Origin of the sequence: Salinispora mooreana, assembly GCF_000379065.1 — a bacterium.
In the GTDB taxonomy this organism is placed as follows: domain Bacteria; phylum Actinomycetota; class Actinomycetes; order Mycobacteriales; family Micromonosporaceae; genus Micromonospora; species Micromonospora mooreana.
Genome location: NZ_KB900614.1, coordinates 3,322,789 through 3,342,426, shown reverse-complemented (window position 1 = coordinate 3,342,426; position 19,638 = coordinate 3,322,789). Strand labels below are relative to the sequence as shown.

The window sequence follows — 19,638 nt, the reverse complement described above, 5'->3', positions numbered from 1 at the left end:
GTCGGCAAGGGGCGTCCGGTGGTTCGGCGGAGGCTCCGTTGCTGTCAAGGAGAAGGGTCGGCGCCAATCAGTGAGCGGAGGACAATATACGCCGTAGCAGCACGTCCGGCCGATCCGTGCGGCTTCTGCCCGACCGATGGCTGGTGGCTCAGCGGGCGAGCTCCGCCGCCTGTGTGATGACGTGGTCGATGAGGCCGTACTCGCGGGCCTGCTCCGGGGTGAACCAGCGATCCCGGTCCCAGTCCCGCTGGATCTCCGCCAGCGTCCGACCGCTGTGCTGGGCGATCAGCCCCTGCATGGTCTTCTTTATGTGCAGGAGGTTCTCCGCCTGGATCCGGATGTCCGCGGCGGTGCCCCTCATCCCACCGGAGGGCTGGTGCATGAGGATCCACGAGTGTGGCAACGCGTACCGTTTGCCCGCCGTCCCGGCGCAGAGGAGGAACTGCCCCATCGAGCCGGCCATGCCCAACGCCAGCGTCGCCACGTCGTTGCGGACAAAGCGCATCGTGTCGTAGACGGCCATCCCCGCGCTCACCGAGCCGCCGGGAGAGTTGATGTAGAGGGTGATGTCTCGGTCCGGGTCCTCGGCGGCCAGCAGCAGGATCTGGGCGCAGACCCGGTTGGCCGACTCGTCGGTCACCTCGGTGCCGAGGAAGACGATGCGTTCCTTCAACAGCCGCTCGAAGACCTGGTCGCCGAAGCCCTGCTGCCCATCGTCCAACATTTTGATCATTAGGTGCTACCTCCAGCGCGTCGGCGGGCGGGGGACCGCCCGGGAGCCGGCCCGTCCAGCGTGCGCGCGCCGGTGCAGGAGGAGGTAGCCGATCTGCCGGCAGCAGATCGGCCCAGAGCAGATCGGCGCGGGGCGTCCGGTTGGGTTAGCGCCGAGCCCGCTGCCGGCGGGCCCGAGTGAGCCGCTGGGCCCGCCACGAGCTTCGTGCGGCGGGGCGGGCAGCCGGCGCCGCAGCGATCAATCGGACTCGTAGGCCGGCCCCTCCTGACGGGTTGCCGGTCAACGCGGGCCCGATCGGCGCCAGCCCCGCGCCACCGATGGGCAGCCCAGGTGAGCCCAGTCGAAGGTGCACCTGGCTGGCATCGCGGGCGGTGGGGCCGCCGCCGGGTAGCCCGGTCCGGACCGAGTGCTGCCGGGCCGGCTCCACGCGGGAGCTCGGCGTTCGGTTGACCTCGCCGATGGTGAACCCGATCGGCTCGGGCCGCTCCAGGCGACGTAGCTCGTCCCGAGCCTCCCCAAGCAGGTCGGAGAGGCGGATCCCGAGCGCCCGGCAGACCGCCGCGAGTACCTCGGACGAGGCCTCCTTACGCCCCCGCTCCACCTCGGACAGGTACGGCATGGAGACCCCGGCGGCGGCAGCCACCTCCCGCAGCGTGCGGCCCTGCCGCACCCGTAGCCGGCGCAACACCCCGCCGATGACTCGTCTGAGCAAGGACATGCTCCGCCTCGCTTTCGTTGGCCGTTGTCCGAGGGAGACAGCTCCTATCATGCCCGTCGGGGCTGTTGTGGCGTCGTCCCGGCCGCCTCGCCATCCGAGCTACCCCTGACCCGCTATGTTGTGGGCGTGCGGCTGGCAGCGGAGTGTGGGCGGGGCGAACGGTGATTCATTTCCCGGCGCAACGGCGCGATCCGCTGAGCGCGTTGAGTCTGCGGCTGGCCGCGGCCCTCGGGCTCATCCTTGCCAGCGTCGCCGTGGTGTGGCTCGACCGCGACGGTTATCGGGACGCCAACCGCGACTCGGACGGGCTGAGCCTCCTTGACTGCTTCTACTACGTTGTGGTTTCCCTCTCCACCACCGGGTACGGCGACATCGCCCCGGTCTCGGAGTCGGCCCGCCTGCTCAACGTCCTCTACATCACCCCGGCCCGGGTCATCTTTCTGATCATCCTGGTCGGCACCACCCTGGAAGTCCTGACCGAGCAGTACCGGACCGGCCTTCGCCTGTCGCGGTGGAGGAGAGCTGTGAAGGATCACGTCATCATCTGCGGCTACGGGACCAAGGGTCGTAGTGCGATCTCCGCCCTGCTCGAGAATGGTTTCGACAAGTCCAGGATCGTGGTGGTCGAACGCAGTGGCGCTGCCCTGCGGCAGGCGACCTCGGCCGGTTTGGTGGCGATCGAGGGATCGGCGACCCGCTCGGCCACCCTCAACGAGGCACACGTCCGGACCGCCAAGGCAGTGATCATCGCGACTGACAGTGACGACGCTGCGGTGTTGGTGGCACTGACCGTCCGGCAGCTCACCGCGGGACAGGTGCGGATCATCGCCGCGGCCCGGGAGGCGGAGAACGCCCCGCTGCTCAAACAGAGCGGTGCCCATCACGTGATCGTCTCGTCGGCGACCGCCGGTCGGCTGCTGGGTCTCTCCACCTCCGCGCCGCCGTTGATCGAGGTCGTGGAGGACCTACTCACGCCCGGTCAGGGGATGGCGCTCGCGATGCGGTCGGCCGAGCGGCACGAGGTTGGCCGCTCCCCCCGCGAGCTGGACGCCCTGGTTATCGCGCTGGTGCGGCGGGGCAAGGTGGTCACCCTCGCCGATCGGGCCGGCGGGGTCATCGAAACCGGCGACATGCTCGTGCACGTCCGCGACGACCGTCGGGCATCCAGCCCGATGTCCTGAGCCCCCGTGCCGATGTCCTGAGCCCCGCGCCGATGTCCTCAGGGCCCGCCGCTGCGCTCCACGTCGATATCCTGCGTGCCCGTGCCGCTTCCGGAGCGCGGCCATGCTCCGGAAGCGGTATGCACCGACGCAGCCCGGCTACCCGGCGTGCGCAGGCACCAGCCCGCGGCTCAGTCGATCGTCCAGGTGTCGCCGCTGTGCAGCAGGCCGGCGAACTGCTGCTCCCGAGTGTCGGTCACCGTCGCCCGGGCGGCGTCGAGCTGCTCCTGCACCACGCTGTCGTACGACGGCCGCCGCACCGAACGGAACACCCCGATCGGGGTGTTGCGCAGGTCCAGACCCGGCAGCCGGGACAGGGCGAACGCGTACGCCGGGTCGGTGATGGTGGCATCGTGGACCACGATCTCCTCCGCCGCGGTGGCCGCGGTCTCGCGGACTTCCAGGCCGAAGCCGCCGGCCGGGTGTACGACGCAGAACTGTCCGTCCCGGCCGAACGTGATCGGCTGGTTGTGTTCCAGCCGGATCAGCGAGTCGTCCCGGGTGGCGGGCCCCTTGAGCTGTTCGAAGGCACCGTCGTTGAAGATGTTGCAGTTCTGGTAGATCTCCACGAAGGCCGAGCCCTCGTGCTCGGCGGCGGCCCGGAGCACCGACTGCAGGTGCTTGCGGTCGGAGTCGATGGTGCGGGCGACAAACGTGGCCTCCGCGCCCAGCGCCAGCGAGAGTGGGTTGAACGGCGCGTCTGCCGAGCCGACCGGGGTCGACTTGGTGATCTTGCCAACCTCGGAGGTGGGGGAGTACTGCCCCTTGGTAAGGCCGTAGATCTGGTTGTTGAACAGCAGGATCTTCAGGTTGACGTTACGCCGTAGCGCGTGGATCAGGTGGTTGCCGCCGATCGACAGCGCGTCGCCGTCCCCGGTGACCACCCAGACGGAGAGGTCGGGGCGGGTGGTGGAGAGGCCGGTGGCGATCGCTGGGGCGCGACCGTGGATCGAGTGCATCCCGTACGTGTTCATGTAGTACGGGAAACGCGACGAGCAGCCGATACCGGAGACGAAGACGATTCGTTCCCGGGGAATGTTCAGCTCCGGCATGAAGCCCTGGACAGCGGCGAGGATCGCGTAGTCACCACAGCCGGGGCACCACCGCACCTCCTGGTTGGACTTGAAGTCCTTCGCGGTGAGCTTGAGGGCGACGGGCTCAGACATTCTTCAGGACCTCTTCCAGCATCGTCTCCAGCTCGTTGGCGGTGAACGGCAGCCCGTGTACCTGGTTGTAGCCGATCGCGTCGACCAGGTGTCGGGCGCGGATCACGTGGGCGAGCTGACCGAGGTTCATCTCGGGGATGACCACCCGCTCGTAGGAGCGCAGGATCTCGCCGAGGTTGGCCGGCATCGGGGCGAGGTGCCGCAGGTGCGCCTGGGCGATGGAGAGCCCGCGTTGGCGCAGGCCACGGCAGGCCGCGCCGATCGGACCGTACGTGGACCCCCAGCCGAGCACCAGCACCCGGGCGTCACCGTCCGGGTCCTCGACCTCGAGGTCGGGCACCGGGATCGCCTCGATCCGGGCGGCACGGGTCCGCACCATGAGGTCGTGGTTGGCCGGGTCGTACGAGATGTCGCCGGTCTTGTCGGCCTTCTCCAGCCCGCCGATGCGGTGCTCCAAGCCGGGCGTGCCGGGGACAGCCCAGGGCCGGGCCAGGGTCTCCGGGTCCCGCAGGTATGGCAGGAAAGTGGCGCCGTCCTCGCCGTTGGGTCGGGTGGCGAAGTCGACTCGCAGGTCGGGCAGGGACTCGACGTCGGGGAGTAGCCACGGCTCGGAGCCGTTGGCCACGTAGTTGTCGGAGAGGAGGATCACCGGCGTGCGGTAGGTCAGCGCGATCCGGGCCGCCTCCAACGCCGCGTAGAAGCAGTCGGCCGGGGACTTCGGCGCGAGCACCACCACCGGCGCCTCACCGTGTCGGCCGAAGAGGGCCATGCTCAGGTCGGCCTGCTCGGTCTTGGTCGGCATACCGGTTGACGGCCCAGCCCGCTGCACGTCCACGATGACCAGCGGCAGCTCCAGGGCCACCGCGAGGGAGATGGTCTCGCTCTTGAGCGCGACGCCGGGACCGCTGGTGGTGGTGACGCCGAGCGCCCCGCCGTACGAGGCGCCGAGGGCCGCGCCGATGGCTGCGATCTCGTCCTCGGCCTGCATGGTGAGTACGCCGAAGCGCTTGTGCTTGCTCAGCTCGTGCAGGATGTCCGACGCCGGGGTGATCGGGTAGGCGCCGAGGAAGACCGGCAGCTCGGAGCGGACTCCGGCAGCCACCAGACCGAGTGACAGCGCCATGTTGCCGGTGATGTTCCGGTAGGTCCCCGGGTGCATCTTCGCCGGCTTGACCTCGTACCGGACCGCAAAGTCCTCAGTCGTCTCGCCGAAGTTCCAGCCGGCCTTGAAGGCTGCGACGTTGGCCGCGACCAGCTCCGGCCGGGTCGCGAACTTGCGCTCCAGGAACCGCAGGGTCGACTCGTACGGCCGGGAGTACATCCAGCTCAGCAGGCCCAGCGCGAACATGTTCTTGGCTCGTTCTGCGTCCTTCTTGGAGACCTCGTGGTCGGCGAGCGCGCCGACGGTCATCGAGGTCAACGCCACCGGGTGCACCGTGTAGCCGGCGAGTGAGTCGTCCTCGAGCGGGTTGGCCTGGTAGCCGACCTTGGCCAGGTTGCGTCGGGTGAACTCGTCGGTGTTGACGATGATGTCGGCTCCGCGCGGCAGGTCGGCGAGGTTGGCCTTGAGCGCGGCCGGGTTCATCGCGACCAGGACGTTCGGCGAGTCGCCGGGGGTGAGGATGTCGTAGTCGGCGAAGTGCACCTGGAAGCTTGACACTCCGGGCAGCGTCCCGGCGGGTGCGCGGATCTCCGCGGGGAAGTTGGGCAGCGTGGAGATGTCGTTGCCGAGTTGCGCAGTTTCGGAGGTGAATCGGTCGCCGGTGAGCTGCATCCCGTCGCCGGAGTCCCCGGCGAAGCGGATGACCACGCGGTCCAGTTGACGGAGTTTCTTGGTCATGACCGCACCTCGCTTCGGTCGGCGCGGTCGCCCGGACTGCCGCACTCGCTCCTGACCTCGCCTTGCCCGGTCACATGGCCTCCTCGGCGCGCCGCCGTGACCCACCTCGTGTGGTTGTCCGGCCTGCTGTCGTTTCTCACCTGAGAGCCTACGTCGGATCACCTCCTCGCCAGCTCGAGAGGTCCGGCGACTGAGACTTGATTTGGCGAGTAGATGACCGTTTTACAGCTATTTTTGGCCCGGTGTCGTAATCCAGATCACCCGACTGCCTCGCTGGCCCCGGCGGCTCTGCATCTCCGGCACTCGTTGGCCGCTCCGGGGTCCCTGGCTGGTCAATGGGTTGTGGGTGAAGCCGATTCTCGGCTGTCGGCACCGCCGCCACACAGTGGTGCGCTTTATGGTTGATTCGGAATTTTGGGCCAAATTGGGTCACCGATTGTGAGGTATCTGACGTTTTGTACTGTGACTCGGGTCACGGTTGGCGGGGAATCGGTGCCGGGGGCCGGTGGTTATACCTGGCGTAACCATGCGGGGCAGCCGTGAGCGCCCCACCGCCCCACCGGACCGCCGGTGGCCGCCCGCCGGTGGAATGCCGCCGGACCGGCGTTGGTTACATCCCCGGGCCGCCCGAGTAGCACCCCGCCGGGCGGGACCCCCTATTCGTTCTCATCTCGAACCACCTCGTGCGACCCGCTGGCGCGCCCCCCGCGTCCGCGGCACCCCCGAGCGGAAGGCTTCGACCATCATGCGTACCGACATCCTCCGTAAGACCGCCCTGACCGCTGCTGGCCTGATCGCCACCGGTGGCGCCATCGCCGCCCCCGCCAGCGCCGCCTTCGCCGCCCCCACCACGCAGCCCACCACGCAGCCCACCACGCAGACCGAGCGCGACGACACCCGCGTGCTCCCGGTCGACTACGAAGCCCAGCCGAACTTCTACTACTGCGGCCCCGCCGCCGCCCGCAACGCCCTGTCCGTGCAGGGCAAGAACATCGACATGGACGCGATGGCCGAGCGGATGGGCACCACCCAGTCCGGCACCGACTCCATCAACGACATCACCCCGGTGCTGAACACCGAGACCGGCCACGACGTGTACCGCAGCGTCGAGATCTCCACCCCGATGGCCGACGACAAGCAGACCGACACCCTGCGCGAGGACATCATCCGCACCGTCGACGACGGCCGCGCCATCGTGGCCAACATCGCCGGCACCGCCACCGACACCAACGGCGAGACCCACTCCTTCGCCGGCGGCCACTACATCTCCGTCACCGGCTACCGCGACGCCGGCGACCAGGTGAAGATCGCCGACTCCGCGAACCCGAACACCGCCGAATACTGGATCACCACCGACGCCCTCGCCGACTGGATCGCCACCCGCGGCTACTCCACCAGCTGACCCCCACCAACCGCCAAGGGCCGGCCCCACGAGGGGCCGGCCCTTGTTGTCGTCGTTCGCGAACGGGCGGGTGCGGGCCGGGGATCGGACCGGTAGTCTGAGCCACCGTGACCGGCTACCTGGGCTCCTATGCGACGCTCGGGCTCCTGCTCCTCGCCAGTCTGCTCTTCTTCGTGACGGCCTTCTCGGCCAATCGGGTGTTGCGCCCCGCCCGCCCTGCCGAGCCGCCTGGTAAGCGCGCTGCCTACGAGTGTGGGCTGGACCCGGTGGGCGGTGACTGGGCCCAAGCCCAGATCCGTTACTACGTGTACGCCTACCTGTACGTGTTGTTCGCGGTCGAGGCGGTGTTTCTCTTCCCCTGGGCCGTGATCTTCAACCGGCGCGGCTACGGGCTGGTTACCGTCGTGGAGATGGCGATCTTCGTGGCGGTGCTGGCGCTGGGCATCCTCTACGCGTGGCGGAAGAACATCCTGCGCTGGACCTGACCGTTCGGCCACGTCGGCCCGGGGGCTGCGGTGGCGGTGCGCTACGCCAGGCCCCGCCGGGTGGACGCGGGTGGGCGGTCCCCCCGGATGGTGGCCACCATGTCCAGGACCCGGCGGGTCGCCTGGACCTGGTGCGCCCGGAACACCCGGGCACCCAGCCAGGCGGAGATTGCGGTGGCGGCGAGGGTTCCTTCCAGTCGTTCGACGGCCGGTAGGTCCAGGGTCTCGCCGATGAAGTCCTTGTTCGACAGGGCAACCAGCAGCGGCCAGCCGGTCCCGGCGAGTTCGTCGAGGCGGCGGGTGATCTCCAAGGAGTGGTGGGTGTTCTTACCGAAATCGTGGGCTGGGTCGATCAGAATGCCGTCGGGCCGTACCCCCAGCGACACCGCCCGCTCGGCGAGGCCGGTCACGGTCGCCACCACGTCTGCCACTACGTCGTCGTAGGCGACCCGGTGCGGCCGGGTACGCGGCGTCAGTCCGCCCGCGTGTGAGCAGAGCAGCCCGGCGCCGGTCTCCGCCGCGACCTGAGCCAGTGCTGGATCGGTGCCGGACCACGTGTCGTTCAGCAGGTCCGCACCGGCGGCCACCGCCGCCACGGCTACCTCGGCACGCCAGGTGTCGATCGAGATGACCACGTCGGGGAAGGCGGCGCGGACCGCGGCGATGGTGGCCACGGTCCGGCGGATCTCCTCGGCCGCGTCGACCTCGGCACCAGGGCCGGCCTTGACCCCGCCGATGTCGATGATGTCCGCGCCCTCGGCAACCGCACGCTCCACCGCGCGTAGTGCACTCTCCTGCCCGAAGGTCGCGCCCCGGTCGAAGAACGAATCCGGGGTGCGGTTGATGATCGCCATGACTCCGAGCTCGCCGGGGCCGAAGGTTCGCCGGCCGAGCCGCAGTGCGTCCGCCATCCCGCCTCCCGAGGGTGTCGCCGGACCTCCCGGCCGTCACGACGCTAGTCGGTCACCACCGTGCCGGCCGGACCGGCGGTCGATTCGCCTGCTCACTGGGGATCCGGGGTGGTGGGGTCGCCCTGCCCCGGTTGACGTGCCACGATTTGGTGCATGGGTCAGGTTCTGCTCCTGTTGGTAGCGGCGCTCACCGTCGCGGCGGTGGTCTTCGGTGTGGCGGTGTTGGTCACCGGTCGGGATTCGGGTCTTGTGCCAGCCGAGCCCGACGGGACGGCGGTGCCCCTGCCTGGCAATCGCCCGCTGCGGGAGTCCGATGTTGGTCAGGTGCGGTTCGACACGGCGTTGCGTGGGTACCGCATGGCTCAGGTCGACCAGGCGATGCGCCGGGCGGCGTACGACATTGGCTACAAGACGGAGCTGATCGGGGTGCTGGAGGCAGAGGTCACCGCGTTGCGTGAGGGGCGCAACGCCGACGCTGATGCGCTCCTGCGCGCCCGTGAGCAGGCCGCCGGAGCGCGCCCCGGGGCCGTCGGCGACCCGCCCGGTGACGCAGCGCCGCCGCCCCAACCGCACACCGGCGAGGCCGCTGACGAGTCGGCGGACGAGGCCCGCTCCGGCGGCGAGGCCGAGCCAGACCCCGAAGCTCGATCCGTTGACCAGACCCGGTCGGATTCCGCGGCCCGCTCCGGCGGCGAGGTCGTGGGTGGGCCGGCGGACGACGCCCGGTCGGCGGGCGTAGCCGACTCGACCGCTCGGTCGGAGTCGGTGTGACGGCGGGGGACGGCGCCGAGGAGTGGACCGCCCCGGACGGCGCTGAACTGCGGGAGGTGGCGCGGCCGGGAGCCGCCGAGGTTACCGCCGCGGTGATCGTTGACGCGTCGGCCGAGCAGGTCTTCGCGGCGCTCGTCTCCTGGGAACGACAGGGCGAATGGATCCCCTTCACGAAGGTCCGGGTGGTCGAGGGCGATGGTGGCGAGGGCAGTCTGGTCGAGGCGGTCACCGCGGTCGGGCCGGCCACACTCCGTGACGAGATGCGGGTGGTCCGGGTGGACGCACCGTACGAGGTGCGTGTGGTCCACTGCGGGAAGCTGCTGCGCGGCCCCGGCGTGCTGCGGTGTACCCAGCTGGCCGGAGGGCGGACCCAGGTCGTCTGGCACGAGTGGTTCCAGCTCCCGGGCGGGGCGGTCGGACGGGTCGTATGGCCCTTCCTCTGGCCCGGCTCGAAGGTCGGCCTGACGCAGGCCCTCCGGCGTTTCGGGCGGCGGGTGGAGCAGGGCCGCCTCCCCTGATGCGCGCGCCCGGCCACTGCCGGCCACTGCCGAGGCGTCGGTGGGGTGTCGTAGCGTTGACGGGTGACTGACCTCGTAATCGGTGCTGACGGTTCATCTCGCTGCGCTTGGGGGGCGAGCACGCCCGACTACGCCGTCTACCACGACACCGAGTGGGGCCGCCCGCTGCACGGCGACGACGCCCTCTACGAACGGATGACGCTGGAGGCGTTCCAGTCCGGGCTGTCGTGGCTGACCATCCTGCGGAAGCGGGCCGCCTTTCGGGAGGCGTTCGACGGGTTCCGGATCGAGTCGGTCGCAGCCTTCTCCGCGGCGGACGTCGCCCGGCTGCTCGATGACACCGGCATCGTCCGCAACCGGGCCAAGATCGAGGCGGCGATCTCCAACGCGCGGGTCGCGCTGGAACTTCCGGTCGGCCTCTCCGCCCTACTCTGGTCGTTTGCTCCGCCTCCGCGACGCGAACGGCCGGCGTCGTTCGCGCAGGTGCCGGCGCTGACCGTGGAGTCCACCACGATGGCGAAGGCGTTGAAGAAGCGCGGCTTCCGGTTTGTCGGCCCGACCACCGCCTACGCGCTGATGCAGGCCACCGGCATGGTTGACGACCATCTCGTCGGTTGCCACGTGCCGGCTGGCGATGACGACGTGATGAGATGGAGCGCATGACGACCGACACCGCGGACCGGACCGACCGGACGACCCGTACCGACGGCGCGGACACCTGGGCCGTGCTGCTGCCGCCGGGGCGGTTGGAGGCCGAGCGGCTCGTGCACCATGACACGCTTGAGCTGATCGCTGCTGCCGAGGGAGCTCGGCCGCGCCCCGGCGACCAGGTAGCGGTGCTGACCGACGCGCCGTCGAGGCTGGTCGCGCTGGGGCAGGTCACCGACATCGGTGACCTGCTTCCGGAAGGACCGCCCGCGGAGCGGGTCGAGCCGCGGCTGGTGATCACCTACACCCGACGGTCTTTCGACTCCCCGGTGTTGGCCGATGCCCTGACGGTCGACGGGCCGGTCACACCGCTGGACCCGACGGCCTTCCAGGCGCTGGTCGACCAGCTTGGTCCGCCCCCGCCACGGCAGTCCTGGATGGTCAGTCTCGACCTGCCGATCGAGGCCGGGTCATCGGCGGAGGCGGTCCGGGAGTTCTGGGCCTACGTGCAGGAGTTGGGCCCCCGCGAGCTACCCGCATTCGTCTGGCCCTCCGGCAACGAGCTGGCCATGCGGGCGTTCGTCCTCGGCGAGGAGGCCAACCAGGACCCGGAGGAAGACGACTGACCCCGGGGGGCGGCTTCGCCCCCCCCGGGTGTCGTCAGCGGCCCTCGAAGACCGGCCTCTGCTTGGCGACGAAGGCCATGGTGGCGGACCGGTGGTCGGCGGTGGCGCCGCAGATCGACTGAGCCTGCGCCTCGGCGGCCAGGGCATCAGCGAGCGTGCCCGCGTCCGCGATGGAGAGCTGTCGTTTGATCGCCCCGTACGCGATGGTCGGGCCAGCCGCCAACCGAGCGGCCAACTCCTGCGCCGCCGGCAGCACCTCCTCGTCGGTCGCGACCAGCCGGTTGAGCAGGCCGAGCTGGTGGGCCTCCGCCGCCCGTACCGGCTCGGCGAGCATCAGCAGCTCGACGGCCTTGGCGTGGCCGACGAGCCGGGGCAGCGTCCACGAGGCGCCGGTGTCGGCGGCGAGCCCAACCTTGGCGAACGCCATGAGGAAGCTGGTGGAGGGTCCACCGATCCGGATGTCGGCGAGGAAGGCCAGTGAGGCACCCGCCCCGGCGGCCATGCCACCCACGGCGGCGATGACGGGTTTGGCCATGCCCGCCAGCCGGGCGGCGATCGGGTTGTAGTGCGTTCCCACGGTGTCCAGCGGGTTACCCTCGGCGGACTCCATCGTCCGTACGTGCTCGCGCAGGTCCTGACCGGCGCTGAACGAACCGCCGGACCCGGCCAGCACCACCGCCCGGCAGCTTCGGTCGCCCTCCAACTCGGCCAGGGCGTCCCGGAACGCCTCCTTCAGGGCGGTGTCGAGCGCGTTCATGGCCGTGGGGCGGTTCAGGGTGAGGGTGACGACGGCGTCGGTGCGGTCGATGAGGAGTGGCTCGGTCACGGTGTCAATGACCCTTCTGTCCAGTGATGCGGTTACCGACGTCGAGACAGGCCTCGACGTAGCGGTCGGCGGCCGGCCGCAGCCGGGCCGCGTGGCGGTCGAAGAAGCTGCCCGCGGCGGTGCCCGGCCACCGCTCGGGGAGCAGCGCCGGCGGCAGCTGCGGGTCCCGGAACAGGAAGGTGCGCCAGGCGTGCACGAGCCGAAACCGGGCGGCGTACGCCTCCTCGTCGGGACTGCGAACGGTGACCCCGCCGAGCAGCGCCCGCTGTTCGGCGACGAACTGATCGTATGCCCGGCCGATCTCGGCGAGGTCCCAGGCGCGGCGGACGACGCCCATCGCGCCCGGCGTGCCGGCGACGTGCGCCGCGGTGAACCGCTCGTAGCGCACCCCCGCCTCGTCGAGGAGTAGGTCAACGTCCTCACCCGGTCGGGTGGCCACCCACGTGCACTCGTCGAGCGTGCCGTAGCCGAGGAAGCTCAGGTTCGCGGCGAGGCGCTGGCGTTCCCGGCGGGTGGTCGGTGCCGCCACGACGAGCAGGTCGAAGCGCCCGTCCCAGCCGGTTTTGCCAGTGCGGTAGATCCGCGTGGCCGCCTCGTCCAACCGGCGAGCGGCTTTCGGGGTGATCGCGTATCCGGGTCCGGTGGCCATCCGGAGGGGTTCGAGCCAGCCCTGGCGCACCATCCGGGAGACCGCCGTCCGTACTGCTGGCGGTGCGATGCCCAGGGGCGCCAGTAGCTTGACCAGAGCGGCGACCTGTGCCCGGCCACCTCGGGGCCGGAGGTGGTCACCGTACAGGTCGAAGAGTGCCGACCGTGCCTGCATGACCGCACATTGTGACAGGCCTTCTCGGGATAAGCTAGGTTCTGTTACATCAATACTGCCTCGGTTTGGGTCCGGCGGTGTTCATCAGGGAAAATCGTTGGTCGACACCCCGGTGAAGGTTGCGGGTGGTCGTGGCGAAGTGGCTGTGGGGCAACCCACCGACCCTGGTTCAGGTCTGAGGGGAGACAACATGGCGGCGATGAAGCCGCGGACGGGCGACGGTCCGCTGGAAGTCACCAAGGAGGGCCGTGGCATCGTCATGCGAGTCCCGCTGGAGGGCGGTGGCCGGCTCGTCGTCGAGATGACTCCGGACGAGGCCACCGCGCTCGGTGACGCGCTGAGGGCGGCTGCCGGCTGAGTGTGGACCGTCCGCGCCCCGCGTGGACGGTCCATCTGCCTCCTGGTCCACCGGCGTCCGCGCGCCGGTGGTCGCAGGCATGCTGAAGCGGACGGCGAGGCCGTGGCCACCCGGAGTGCCGGGCGGCCACCGCCGGTCGTCGGCCGACCCCACGTGCTGCCCCGGTAGCCGCTTTGCGCATTTTTCTCCTGTTCTGCGGAGGTCGCTCCGCAGGCTTCTCCTGGAAGGTACGGCGTCGCGTGCTCGCCATCCGTCTACTCGCTGAGCCTGAGCGGCTCGATGTCCTGGCCCTGCCCGTCCAACCCGCTGTCGAGGCGGAACCATCAGCTCAGCCGGTGCCCGTCACGGCGGCCCTGCCGGATGGGGTCGCCGACGAACTCGCCGCGCTGCTGCCGGTCGCGCGACTGGGCGGTGCTGCCGGCCAGACCTGGAACCAGATCCGACCCGGACGGGTGCCGGCCCGCCTGTTCCCGTTCGGCATCGGGGCCGGGGACGAGGCGGCCTGGCGAACGGCCGGGGCCGCCCTCGCCCGGGCGGCGGCCGATGCGGAGCACGTCACGCTCCCGCTCCCGGCTGCTGCCACCCCAGCGGCCGTACGGGGGCTGGTGGAAGGGCTGCTGCTGGCCTCGTACCGGTTCCGGCTCGGTGCCGACAAGGCCGCACCCGCCCTGGCCGCGGTTGACCTGGTGGCGCCAGATCCGGCGGAGTACGCCGACGTGGTCGCGGGCGCCCGCACCACCGCGGAGATGACCCGGCTCGCCCGCGACCTGGTGAACATGCCCTCGTCGGTGAAGAACCCGGAGTGGTTCGCCGGGCAGGTGGCCGACGCCGCGGCCGGCATCCCCGACCTGCACCTGCGGGTCCGGGAACCGGATGAGCTGGCCGCCGAGGGCTTCGGCGGGATCGTCGCTGTGGGCACCGGCTCCGCCAACGGTCCCCGTCTCGTCGAGCTGGACTGGCGGCCGGCCGGGCCGCGGATGCACGTCGTGCTGGTCGGCAAGGGGATCACCTTCGACACCGGGGGAATCTCGATCAAACCCCGGGCCGGGATGAAGCTCATGCGCAAGGATATGGCCGGCGCGGCGGCGGTGGTGGCGGCCACGCTGGGGGCGGCCCTGCGGCAGCTACCGGTCCGGGTCACCACCCTCGCCCCGCTCGCCGAGAACATGGTCAGCGGCGCCGCGTTCCGGCCGGGTGACATCATCCGCCACTACGGGGGCGTGACCAGCGAGACCACCAACTCCGACGCCGAGGGCCGGCTGGTCCTCGCCGACGCGCTCGCCTACGCCGTACGGGAACACCAGCCCGACCTGGTCGTCGATCTGGCCACGCTGACCGGTGCGAACGCGGTGGCGCTGGGCAAGCGCACCGCCGCCCTGTACAGCGAGGACGACCGCCTCGCCGGGGACCTGTTGGCGGCGGTCGACGCGGCCGGTGAAGCGGCGTGGCGGTTGCCGCTGCCGACCGACTACGTCGACTACCTCCGCAGCGACCTCGCCGATCTGTTCAGCGCGCCGGCCCAGGGCGCCGGGTCGGTGGTGGCGGCACTCTATCTGCGCGAGTTCCTCGGTGAGCTGCGGGACCGGTGGGTGCATGTCGACATGTCGGCACCGTCCTGGTCGGAAGGGGCGGACGCGGAGTTGACGCCGGGCGCCACCGGCTGGGGCGTCCGTTCGCTCCTGCGCTGGCTGGAGACGCTCGGGGAGACGTGACCGGCTCCGGACGGTCGGGCGGCCGGCCCTGCCGGTGGGAGCTCTGGCTCTCCGCTGGAGCTCCCACCGGGGAGCCGACCTGCGGTTGCCTAGCCGCGCACCGCGGTGAGTAGCCCGTGGCCGACCGGGAGCAGGGCGGGAATCCAGTGCTCAGACTCCCGGATCGCCTTGATCGTCTCTCGGGTGGTCACCGTCTCCACGTCCCGGGCGGCAGGGTCGGCGATCCGGCCGTCGGCCAGGGCGCCGTTGAGGGCGAGCACTCCGCCCGGTCGGAGCAGCCGGTGGGCGGCCTCCACGCAGGCGGCGAAGCCAGTCGCCTCGGTGTCAACGAACACGAGGTCGTACGCACCGTCGGCGAGGCGTGGCAGCACGTCCAGCGCGCGACCGGTAATGATCCGGCTCCGGCCGGAGGTGAAACCGGCCTCGGTGAAGATCCGGCGGGCGATGCGCTGGTGCTCGATCTCACCGTCGATCGTGGTCAACACCCCGTCGGGGCGCATGCCGCGCAGCAGCCAGACACCGCTGACACCGGTGCCGGTGCCGATCTCCACCACCGCGCGGGCGTTCCCCGCGGCGGCCAGCAGCCGCAGGGCCGCACCCGCACCGGGGGTCACCGCCTCGAGGCCGACCTCGTGGGCGAGCGCGCGGGCGGTGCGGAGTACGAGATCCTCGGTCACGTACGACTCGGCGAGTTGCAGAGCCTGGGCCGAAGAGCCGGAATTGGCGACCGTGGCGATGGGACACCTCCGGACGGCGTTCGGGTCAGAGCGGGCTCCGGGTGCTGCGGCAGCGTGATCGGAACACGCCCTTCAGGGGTGAGTGGGGCACTGTGAGCCTAGGCGATGTGCACGGGGCGCAGCCGCGCGTCCCGACATCGACGATCACGGTGGGCAACCGTGACTCCACCCGTGGCTTCCGTGCAATCCTGGAGGCGGTGTTCGAACGAGTGCAACCGGTCGGGTGTGGTTGGCGCGGATGAACCCGGGACGAGTGGGAGGCAGCGACGTGACCGACGGCTGGGACTGGCGCCAGCCCGGGACGGGTGCCACAGCGGCGGGCTCGTCGTCGGCCCCTCCTCCGCCGGGTGGCCCGGGTTCGCCCTGGTGGTCTGACGCGTTGGCCGACCCGTGGCGGGATCCGCTGGCACCGGCGGCGGTGGTCGTGCCCGCCGCACCGGTTCCCGGCACCGAGCCGGAGCCGGTCACCGACCCGGATTCGTCGACCCGTCCCACCCTGCGGCACCTGCTGATCATTTCGCTGGTCACCGCACTACTCGCTGGTGCGCTGGGGGGCGCGCTCGGTTACGCGTTCGCGATCCGGGGCGGTACCGCCCCGGTTCTCGGCGGTGCCCCGATCCAGCCGCCGGAGCTGGCCCAGCGTCGGCCGGAGTCGCTCGCCGGGGTGGCCGAGCGGGTGCTGCCGAGCGTGGTCACGGTTCGGGTGGCGGGCCCCGACGGGATGAGTGAGGGTTCCGGCTTCATCGCCACCACCGACGGCTATGTGATTACCAACGACCATGTGGTGGCGGGCGCGACCGGGCCGGCCACAGTGATCTTCAATGACGGGAGCTCCACCTCGGCCACTCTCGTCGGCCAGGATCCGGAGTCGGACATCGCGGTTATCAAGGTCACGAAGGAGGGGCTGCGCCCGGTGGCGTTCGGTGATTCGGAAGCGCTCGCGGTCGGCGACCCGGTGTTGGCCGTCGGGTCGCCGCTCTCCCTGACCAACACGGTCACCGCCGGCATCATCAGCGCCCTCGACCGGACGATGCGGGCGGGCGAGCCGGGCGGCCCCACCCGCTACTACGCGGCGATCCAGACCGACGCGGCGGTCAACCATGGCAACTCCGGCGGCCCCCTCGTGGACGGTGCCGGGCGGGTGATCGGGGTCAACTCCACGATCAAGTCGCTGGTCGCCGAGGGGCAGGAGGCCGGCAACATCGGGCTCGCCTTCGCGATTCCGATCAACCAGGCCAAGCGGATCACCCAGGACATCATCGGCACCGGCAAGGCCCGTCGTACGGTGATCGGCGCCCAGGTGGGCGGCGCGGGTGTGGGTGCCGGGGTGGGGGTGCGGTTGGTCTCGGTGGCGCCGTCCGGCCCGGCGGCCGGCGCCGGGCTGCGGGCGAATGACGTGATCGTCACGTTCAACGGGCTGCCGACGAACGAGCCGACTGATCTGATCGCCCTGGTCCGTAAGTTCGCACCCGGGTCCGTGGTGGTGGTGGAGTACCGGCGTGGCACGTCCCGGCGAAACGCCTCGGTGACCCTGGTCGCGGATGTGAAGTGAGCCGCTCGGCCCCCTGCCGGGCTAGCCTGTGACGTGCGTAGGCTTGCGCTGAGGCCGAAGGGAGGATCGTGCGGTGTTCGACAACCTGAACTGGTGGGAGATCGGTGCGCTGCTGCTCCTGGCGCTGCTGATCTTCGGTGATCGGCTGCCCGCGGTCATCGGTGACGGTCTGCGGATGGTGCGTAACCTGCGCCGGATGGCGACCAACGCCACCACCGACCTGAGTCGGGAACTGGGCACCGACATCCAGCTCCAGGACCTACATCCGAAGGCGTTCGTTCGCAAGCACCTGCTCAGCGAGGAGGATGAGGCGGCGATTCGGAAGCCGTTGCAGGGGGTCTACGACAACCTGCGGGCCGATGTCACCAGCGTGCACGAGGAGCTGAAGGATGTCGCCACCGCCGTTGACCCGGCAAGCCGCCCAGCTAGCCGTCCGGTCCAGGCGACCGGCGGTGCCTCGCCCGCGCCCACTCCTCGGATCAGCTACGACGACGCGACCTGACTGATGCCTGGCCGGGCCTGATTGCGCGGCCGAACTACCATGCCGGGGCATGACTGACACCGACTGTGGATCGACGTCGCTCGTCGGTGCCGACGGCGACGACACGACGGTGGCGCAGGCCAGGGAGCTCTCCTGGGACGGGTGTGTCAACGTTCGGGATCTGGGCGGGCTCGGGCGGGTGCGGCCGGGTGCGGTGGTCCGGATGGAGGAGCCGAACCGCCTGAGCGCGACGGGGTGGGCGGCCGCCTGGGCCTACGGGGTTCGCACGGTCGTCGATCTGCGTAACGCCGACGAGTACGGGCAGGACAGCGCGCCCAGACCAGCGGGGATCACGACGGTGCAGGTGCCGCTCGAACCGGTTGGCACACCCTTCTATGCGCACTGGGAGAAGATCGATAACCTGGCGTCACCGCTGTACTACCCGGCGATGCTGGCCGAGCAGTCGGAGCGGGTGATAGCCGCCGTCCGGGCGATCAGCACCGCCGCGTCGGGCTGCGTGCTGTTTCACTGCTCCGGCGGTAAGGACCGGACCGGGCTGCTCGCGCTGGTGTTGCTGACCTTGGCGGAGGCGACGCCGGAGGAGATCATCGCGGACTACCTGCTCTCCTACGAGCGGATGCGGCAGCGCTACGCCGAGCTCGGCGCTCCCGACCAACTCGTCAAGGTGACCGAGTTCCTGGCGACTCGGAACATCACCATCGAGACATCGCTGAGTTCGACGGTCGCCGCCCTGACGATGCCCGGCTACCTCCTCGAGAACGGCCTGACCGCAGCCGAGGTCAGCAACCTGCGAGCCCGACTGACCGGCTGACCGGCGGGTCCAGCACCCCACCTGATCGGCTGACCGCCGGTCCAGAAAGAGGTCTCGGGGAGAGCGGCTCGACCGGGTTGCGCTAGTTGCCGGCCGGCTTGAGGCCCAGCGGTTTGCCGAGCAGCGACTCGCGTCGTACCGCGAGCCGGTCGGCGACCTGGCCCAGCGCCGCGGCGGCGGGGGAGGTCGGCTCGGCGAGCACGACCGGGTTGCCCTCGTCGCCGGCCTCGCGGACCCGGGTGTCGAGCGGGATCTGACCAAGCAGCGGCACCTGCGCGCCGATGGCCTTCGTCAGCGAATCGGCAACCGATTGGCCGCCGCCGGCCCCGAAGACCTCCATCCGGGTGCCGTCCGGCAGCTCCAGCCACGACATGTTCTCGATGACACCGACCACCCGCTGGTGGGTCTGCAACGCGATCGCGCCGGCCCGCTCCGCCACCTCGGCGGCAGCGGTCTGCGGCGTGGTGACCACCAGGATCTCGGCGTTGGGCAGCAGCTGGGCCAGCGAGATCGCCACGTCACCGGTGCCCGGGGGCAGATCGAGCAGGAGCACGTCCAGGTCGCCCCAGTACACGTCGGCGAGGAACTGCTGTAGTGCCCGGTGCAGCATCGGGCCGCGCCACACCACGGCGGCATTGCCCGGGGTGAACATCCCGATTGAGATGACCTTCACGCCGTGCGACTCGGGCGGCATGATCATGTCTTCGACGCGGGTGGGACGCCCTTCGGCCCCGAGCATCCGCGGCACCGAGTGGCCGTAGATGTCCGCGTCGACCACCCCGACGGAGAGCCCCCGGGCGGCCAGCGCTGCCGCCAGGTTGACCGTCACGCTGGACTTGCCGACCCCGCCCTTGCCGCTGGCCACCGCGTACACCCGGGTGCGGGAGCCGGGCTGGGCGAACGGAATCACCGGCTCCTCGTCGGTGCCGCCGCCGCGTAGCGTGGTCTGGAGCTCCTTGCGCTGCTCGGGGCTCATCACGCCGAATTCGATCTCCACCCCCGTCACCCCCGGCACCGCGCCCACGGCGGCCGTGATGTCCGAGCGCAGCTTCTCCTTCAGCGGGCAGCCGGCGACGGTAAGCAGCAGCTCAACCTGAACCACACCGTCGTCGCCGATCGCCGCGGAGCGGACCATGCCCAACTCCGTGATGGGACGGCGGATCTCCGGGTCGTTGACAGTGGCCAGGGCGGCCTGAATCGCGTCGGAGACGGTGTTGGCGGGTGCAGACATGACGGCAATGCTACGTCGGCCACGATGTGGCGCCGCCCTGGGTGGCAG

At 70.5% G+C, this 19,638-nt stretch carries 21 protein-coding genes; 12 read left to right on the top strand and 9 right to left on the bottom strand.

The genetic code is table 11. The features are described 5' to 3' along the window. Nucleotides 1-148: 148 nt before the first annotated feature. Entirely contained in the window at nucleotides 149-733 is a 585-nt protein-coding gene (locus SALPAC6_RS0115875) for a ClpP family protease (RefSeq protein ID WP_018254374.1), read from the bottom strand. 145 nt (nucleotides 734-878) lie between these two features. After that, a complete protein-coding gene (locus SALPAC6_RS0115870; RefSeq protein ID WP_018254373.1) occupies nucleotides 879-1,451 on the bottom strand; it encodes a helix-turn-helix domain-containing protein in 573 nt (190 codons plus the stop codon). A gap of 161 nt (nucleotides 1,452-1,612) precedes the next feature. Between SALPAC6_RS0115870 and SALPAC6_RS0115865 the strand changes: the two genes are divergently transcribed. Next, the gene (locus tag SALPAC6_RS0115865; protein ID WP_018254372.1) at nucleotides 1,613-2,632 is read left to right on the top strand and encodes a potassium channel family protein; all 1,020 of its coding nucleotides are present in this window, start codon (nucleotides 1,613-1,615) and stop codon (nucleotides 2,630-2,632) included. Between the two features lie 170 nt (nucleotides 2,633-2,802). Here SALPAC6_RS0115865 and SALPAC6_RS0115860 read toward each other — a convergent pair whose 3' ends face one another. Together SALPAC6_RS0115860 and SALPAC6_RS0115855 are read right to left on the bottom strand one after the other, a co-directional pair. Beyond that, nucleotides 2,803-3,837, bottom strand: a complete 1,035-nt coding sequence (locus tag SALPAC6_RS0115860) for a 2-oxoacid:ferredoxin oxidoreductase subunit beta (protein ID WP_018254371.1) — start codon at nucleotides 3,835-3,837, stop codon at nucleotides 2,803-2,805. Next, nucleotides 3,830-5,677 (bottom strand): 2-oxoacid:acceptor oxidoreductase subunit alpha, encoded by a 1,848-nt coding sequence (locus SALPAC6_RS0115855; protein WP_018254370.1) that lies wholly within the window; start codon nucleotides 5,675-5,677, stop codon nucleotides 3,830-3,832. The genes SALPAC6_RS0115860 and SALPAC6_RS0115855 overlap by 8 nt, the downstream gene beginning before the upstream one ends. A gap of 745 nt (nucleotides 5,678-6,422) precedes the next feature. On the opposite strand from SALPAC6_RS0115855, the gene SALPAC6_RS0115850 reads away from it, so the two are divergent. Both SALPAC6_RS0115850 and ndhC read left to right on the top strand, forming a co-directional pair. Continuing rightward, entirely contained in the window at nucleotides 6,423-7,079 is a 657-nt protein-coding gene (locus SALPAC6_RS0115850) for a C39 family peptidase (protein WP_018251965.1), read from the top strand. Nucleotides 7,080-7,186: 107 nt separating this feature from the next. Next, on the top strand, nucleotides 7,187-7,564 hold the full coding sequence (gene ndhC / locus SALPAC6_RS0115845; protein WP_018221289.1) for an NADH-quinone oxidoreductase subunit A: 378 nt from the start codon (nucleotides 7,187-7,189) through the stop codon (nucleotides 7,562-7,564). Nucleotides 7,565-7,605: 41 nt separating this feature from the next. Here the strand turns inward: ndhC and folP are convergent, their stop codons facing one another. After that, nucleotides 7,606-8,475: a dihydropteroate synthase gene (gene folP, locus SALPAC6_RS0115840; protein WP_018254369.1), complete on the bottom strand. Its 870-nt coding sequence runs from the start codon at nucleotides 8,473-8,475 to the stop codon at nucleotides 7,606-7,608. Nucleotides 8,476-8,628: 153 nt separating this feature from the next. Here folP and SALPAC6_RS0115835 point away from each other — a divergent pair, with 153 nt between their 5' ends. The 4 genes from SALPAC6_RS0115835 to SALPAC6_RS0115820 all read left to right on the top strand — a co-directional run bounded on the left by SALPAC6_RS0115835 (nucleotide 8,629) and on the right by SALPAC6_RS0115820 (nucleotide 11,038). Further along, a complete protein-coding gene (locus SALPAC6_RS0115835) occupies nucleotides 8,629-9,246 on the top strand; it encodes a DivIVA domain-containing protein (RefSeq protein WP_018254368.1) in 618 nt (205 codons plus the stop codon). Continuing rightward, nucleotides 9,243-9,764, top strand: coding sequence for an SRPBCC family protein (locus SALPAC6_RS0115830; RefSeq protein ID WP_018254367.1), 522 nt, complete (start codon nucleotides 9,243-9,245; stop codon nucleotides 9,762-9,764). Before SALPAC6_RS0115835 ends, SALPAC6_RS0115830 begins: the two co-directional genes overlap by 4 nt. 63 nt (nucleotides 9,765-9,827) lie before the next feature. After that, nucleotides 9,828-10,427, top strand: coding sequence for a DNA-3-methyladenine glycosylase I (locus SALPAC6_RS0115825; protein ID WP_018254366.1), 600 nt, complete (start codon nucleotides 9,828-9,830; stop codon nucleotides 10,425-10,427). Then, a complete protein-coding gene (locus SALPAC6_RS0115820) occupies nucleotides 10,424-11,038 on the top strand; it encodes a hypothetical protein (RefSeq protein WP_026189727.1) in 615 nt (204 codons plus the stop codon). The genes SALPAC6_RS0115825 and SALPAC6_RS0115820 overlap by 4 nt, the downstream gene beginning before the upstream one ends. Before the next feature lie 34 nt (nucleotides 11,039-11,072). Here SALPAC6_RS0115820 and SALPAC6_RS0115815 read toward each other — a convergent pair whose 3' ends face one another. Both SALPAC6_RS0115815 and SALPAC6_RS0115810 read right to left on the bottom strand, forming a co-directional pair. Further along, nucleotides 11,073-11,864 (bottom strand): enoyl-CoA hydratase-related protein, encoded by a 792-nt coding sequence (locus tag SALPAC6_RS0115815; protein ID WP_018254364.1) that lies wholly within the window; start codon nucleotides 11,862-11,864, stop codon nucleotides 11,073-11,075. Between the two features lie 4 nt (nucleotides 11,865-11,868). Continuing rightward, nucleotides 11,869-12,687: a PaaX family transcriptional regulator gene (locus SALPAC6_RS0115810; RefSeq protein ID WP_018254363.1), complete on the bottom strand. Its 819-nt coding sequence runs from the start codon at nucleotides 12,685-12,687 to the stop codon at nucleotides 11,869-11,871. Nucleotides 12,688-12,877: 190 nt separating this feature from the next. Between SALPAC6_RS0115810 and SALPAC6_RS27895 the strand changes: the two genes are divergently transcribed. Next, on the top strand, nucleotides 12,878-13,045 hold the full coding sequence (locus SALPAC6_RS27895) for a DUF3117 domain-containing protein (RefSeq protein ID WP_018254362.1): 168 nt from the start codon (nucleotides 12,878-12,880) through the stop codon (nucleotides 13,043-13,045). Nucleotides 13,046-13,284: 239 nt separating this feature from the next. Then, nucleotides 13,285-14,757: a leucyl aminopeptidase family protein gene (locus SALPAC6_RS0115800; RefSeq protein ID WP_018254361.1), complete on the top strand. Its 1,473-nt coding sequence runs from the start codon at nucleotides 13,285-13,287 to the stop codon at nucleotides 14,755-14,757. An 89-nt stretch (nucleotides 14,758-14,846) separates the two neighbouring features. Here SALPAC6_RS0115800 and SALPAC6_RS0115795 read toward each other — a convergent pair whose 3' ends face one another. Further along, complete coding sequence (locus SALPAC6_RS0115795; protein ID WP_018254360.1) at nucleotides 14,847-15,434, bottom strand: O-methyltransferase; 588 nt, start codon at nucleotides 15,432-15,434, stop codon at nucleotides 14,847-14,849. A 328-nt stretch (nucleotides 15,435-15,762) separates the two neighbouring features. Here SALPAC6_RS0115795 and SALPAC6_RS0115790 point away from each other — a divergent pair, with 328 nt between their 5' ends. The 3 genes from SALPAC6_RS0115790 (at nucleotide 15,763) to SALPAC6_RS0115780 (ending at nucleotide 18,359) form a co-directional block, all read left to right on the top strand. Then, nucleotides 15,763-17,046 (top strand): S1C family serine protease, encoded by a 1,284-nt coding sequence (locus tag SALPAC6_RS0115790; protein WP_080636071.1) that lies wholly within the window; start codon nucleotides 15,763-15,765, stop codon nucleotides 17,044-17,046. A 73-nt stretch (nucleotides 17,047-17,119) separates the two neighbouring features. Continuing rightward, nucleotides 17,120-17,548 carry a Sec-independent protein translocase family protein gene (locus tag SALPAC6_RS0115785; RefSeq protein WP_018254358.1) on the top strand — a complete coding sequence of 143 codons (429 nt, stop codon included), beginning with the start codon at nucleotides 17,120-17,122 and terminating at the stop codon, nucleotides 17,546-17,548. A gap of 49 nt (nucleotides 17,549-17,597) precedes the next feature. Next, nucleotides 17,598-18,359: a tyrosine-protein phosphatase gene (locus SALPAC6_RS0115780; protein WP_018254357.1), complete on the top strand. Its 762-nt coding sequence runs from the start codon at nucleotides 17,598-17,600 to the stop codon at nucleotides 18,357-18,359. Between the two features lie 82 nt (nucleotides 18,360-18,441). Here SALPAC6_RS0115780 and SALPAC6_RS0115775 read toward each other — a convergent pair whose 3' ends face one another. Continuing rightward, nucleotides 18,442-19,590 (bottom strand): Mrp/NBP35 family ATP-binding protein, encoded by a 1,149-nt coding sequence (locus SALPAC6_RS0115775; RefSeq protein ID WP_018254356.1) that lies wholly within the window; start codon nucleotides 19,588-19,590, stop codon nucleotides 18,442-18,444. Between the last annotated feature and the right edge of the window lie 48 nt (nucleotides 19,591-19,638).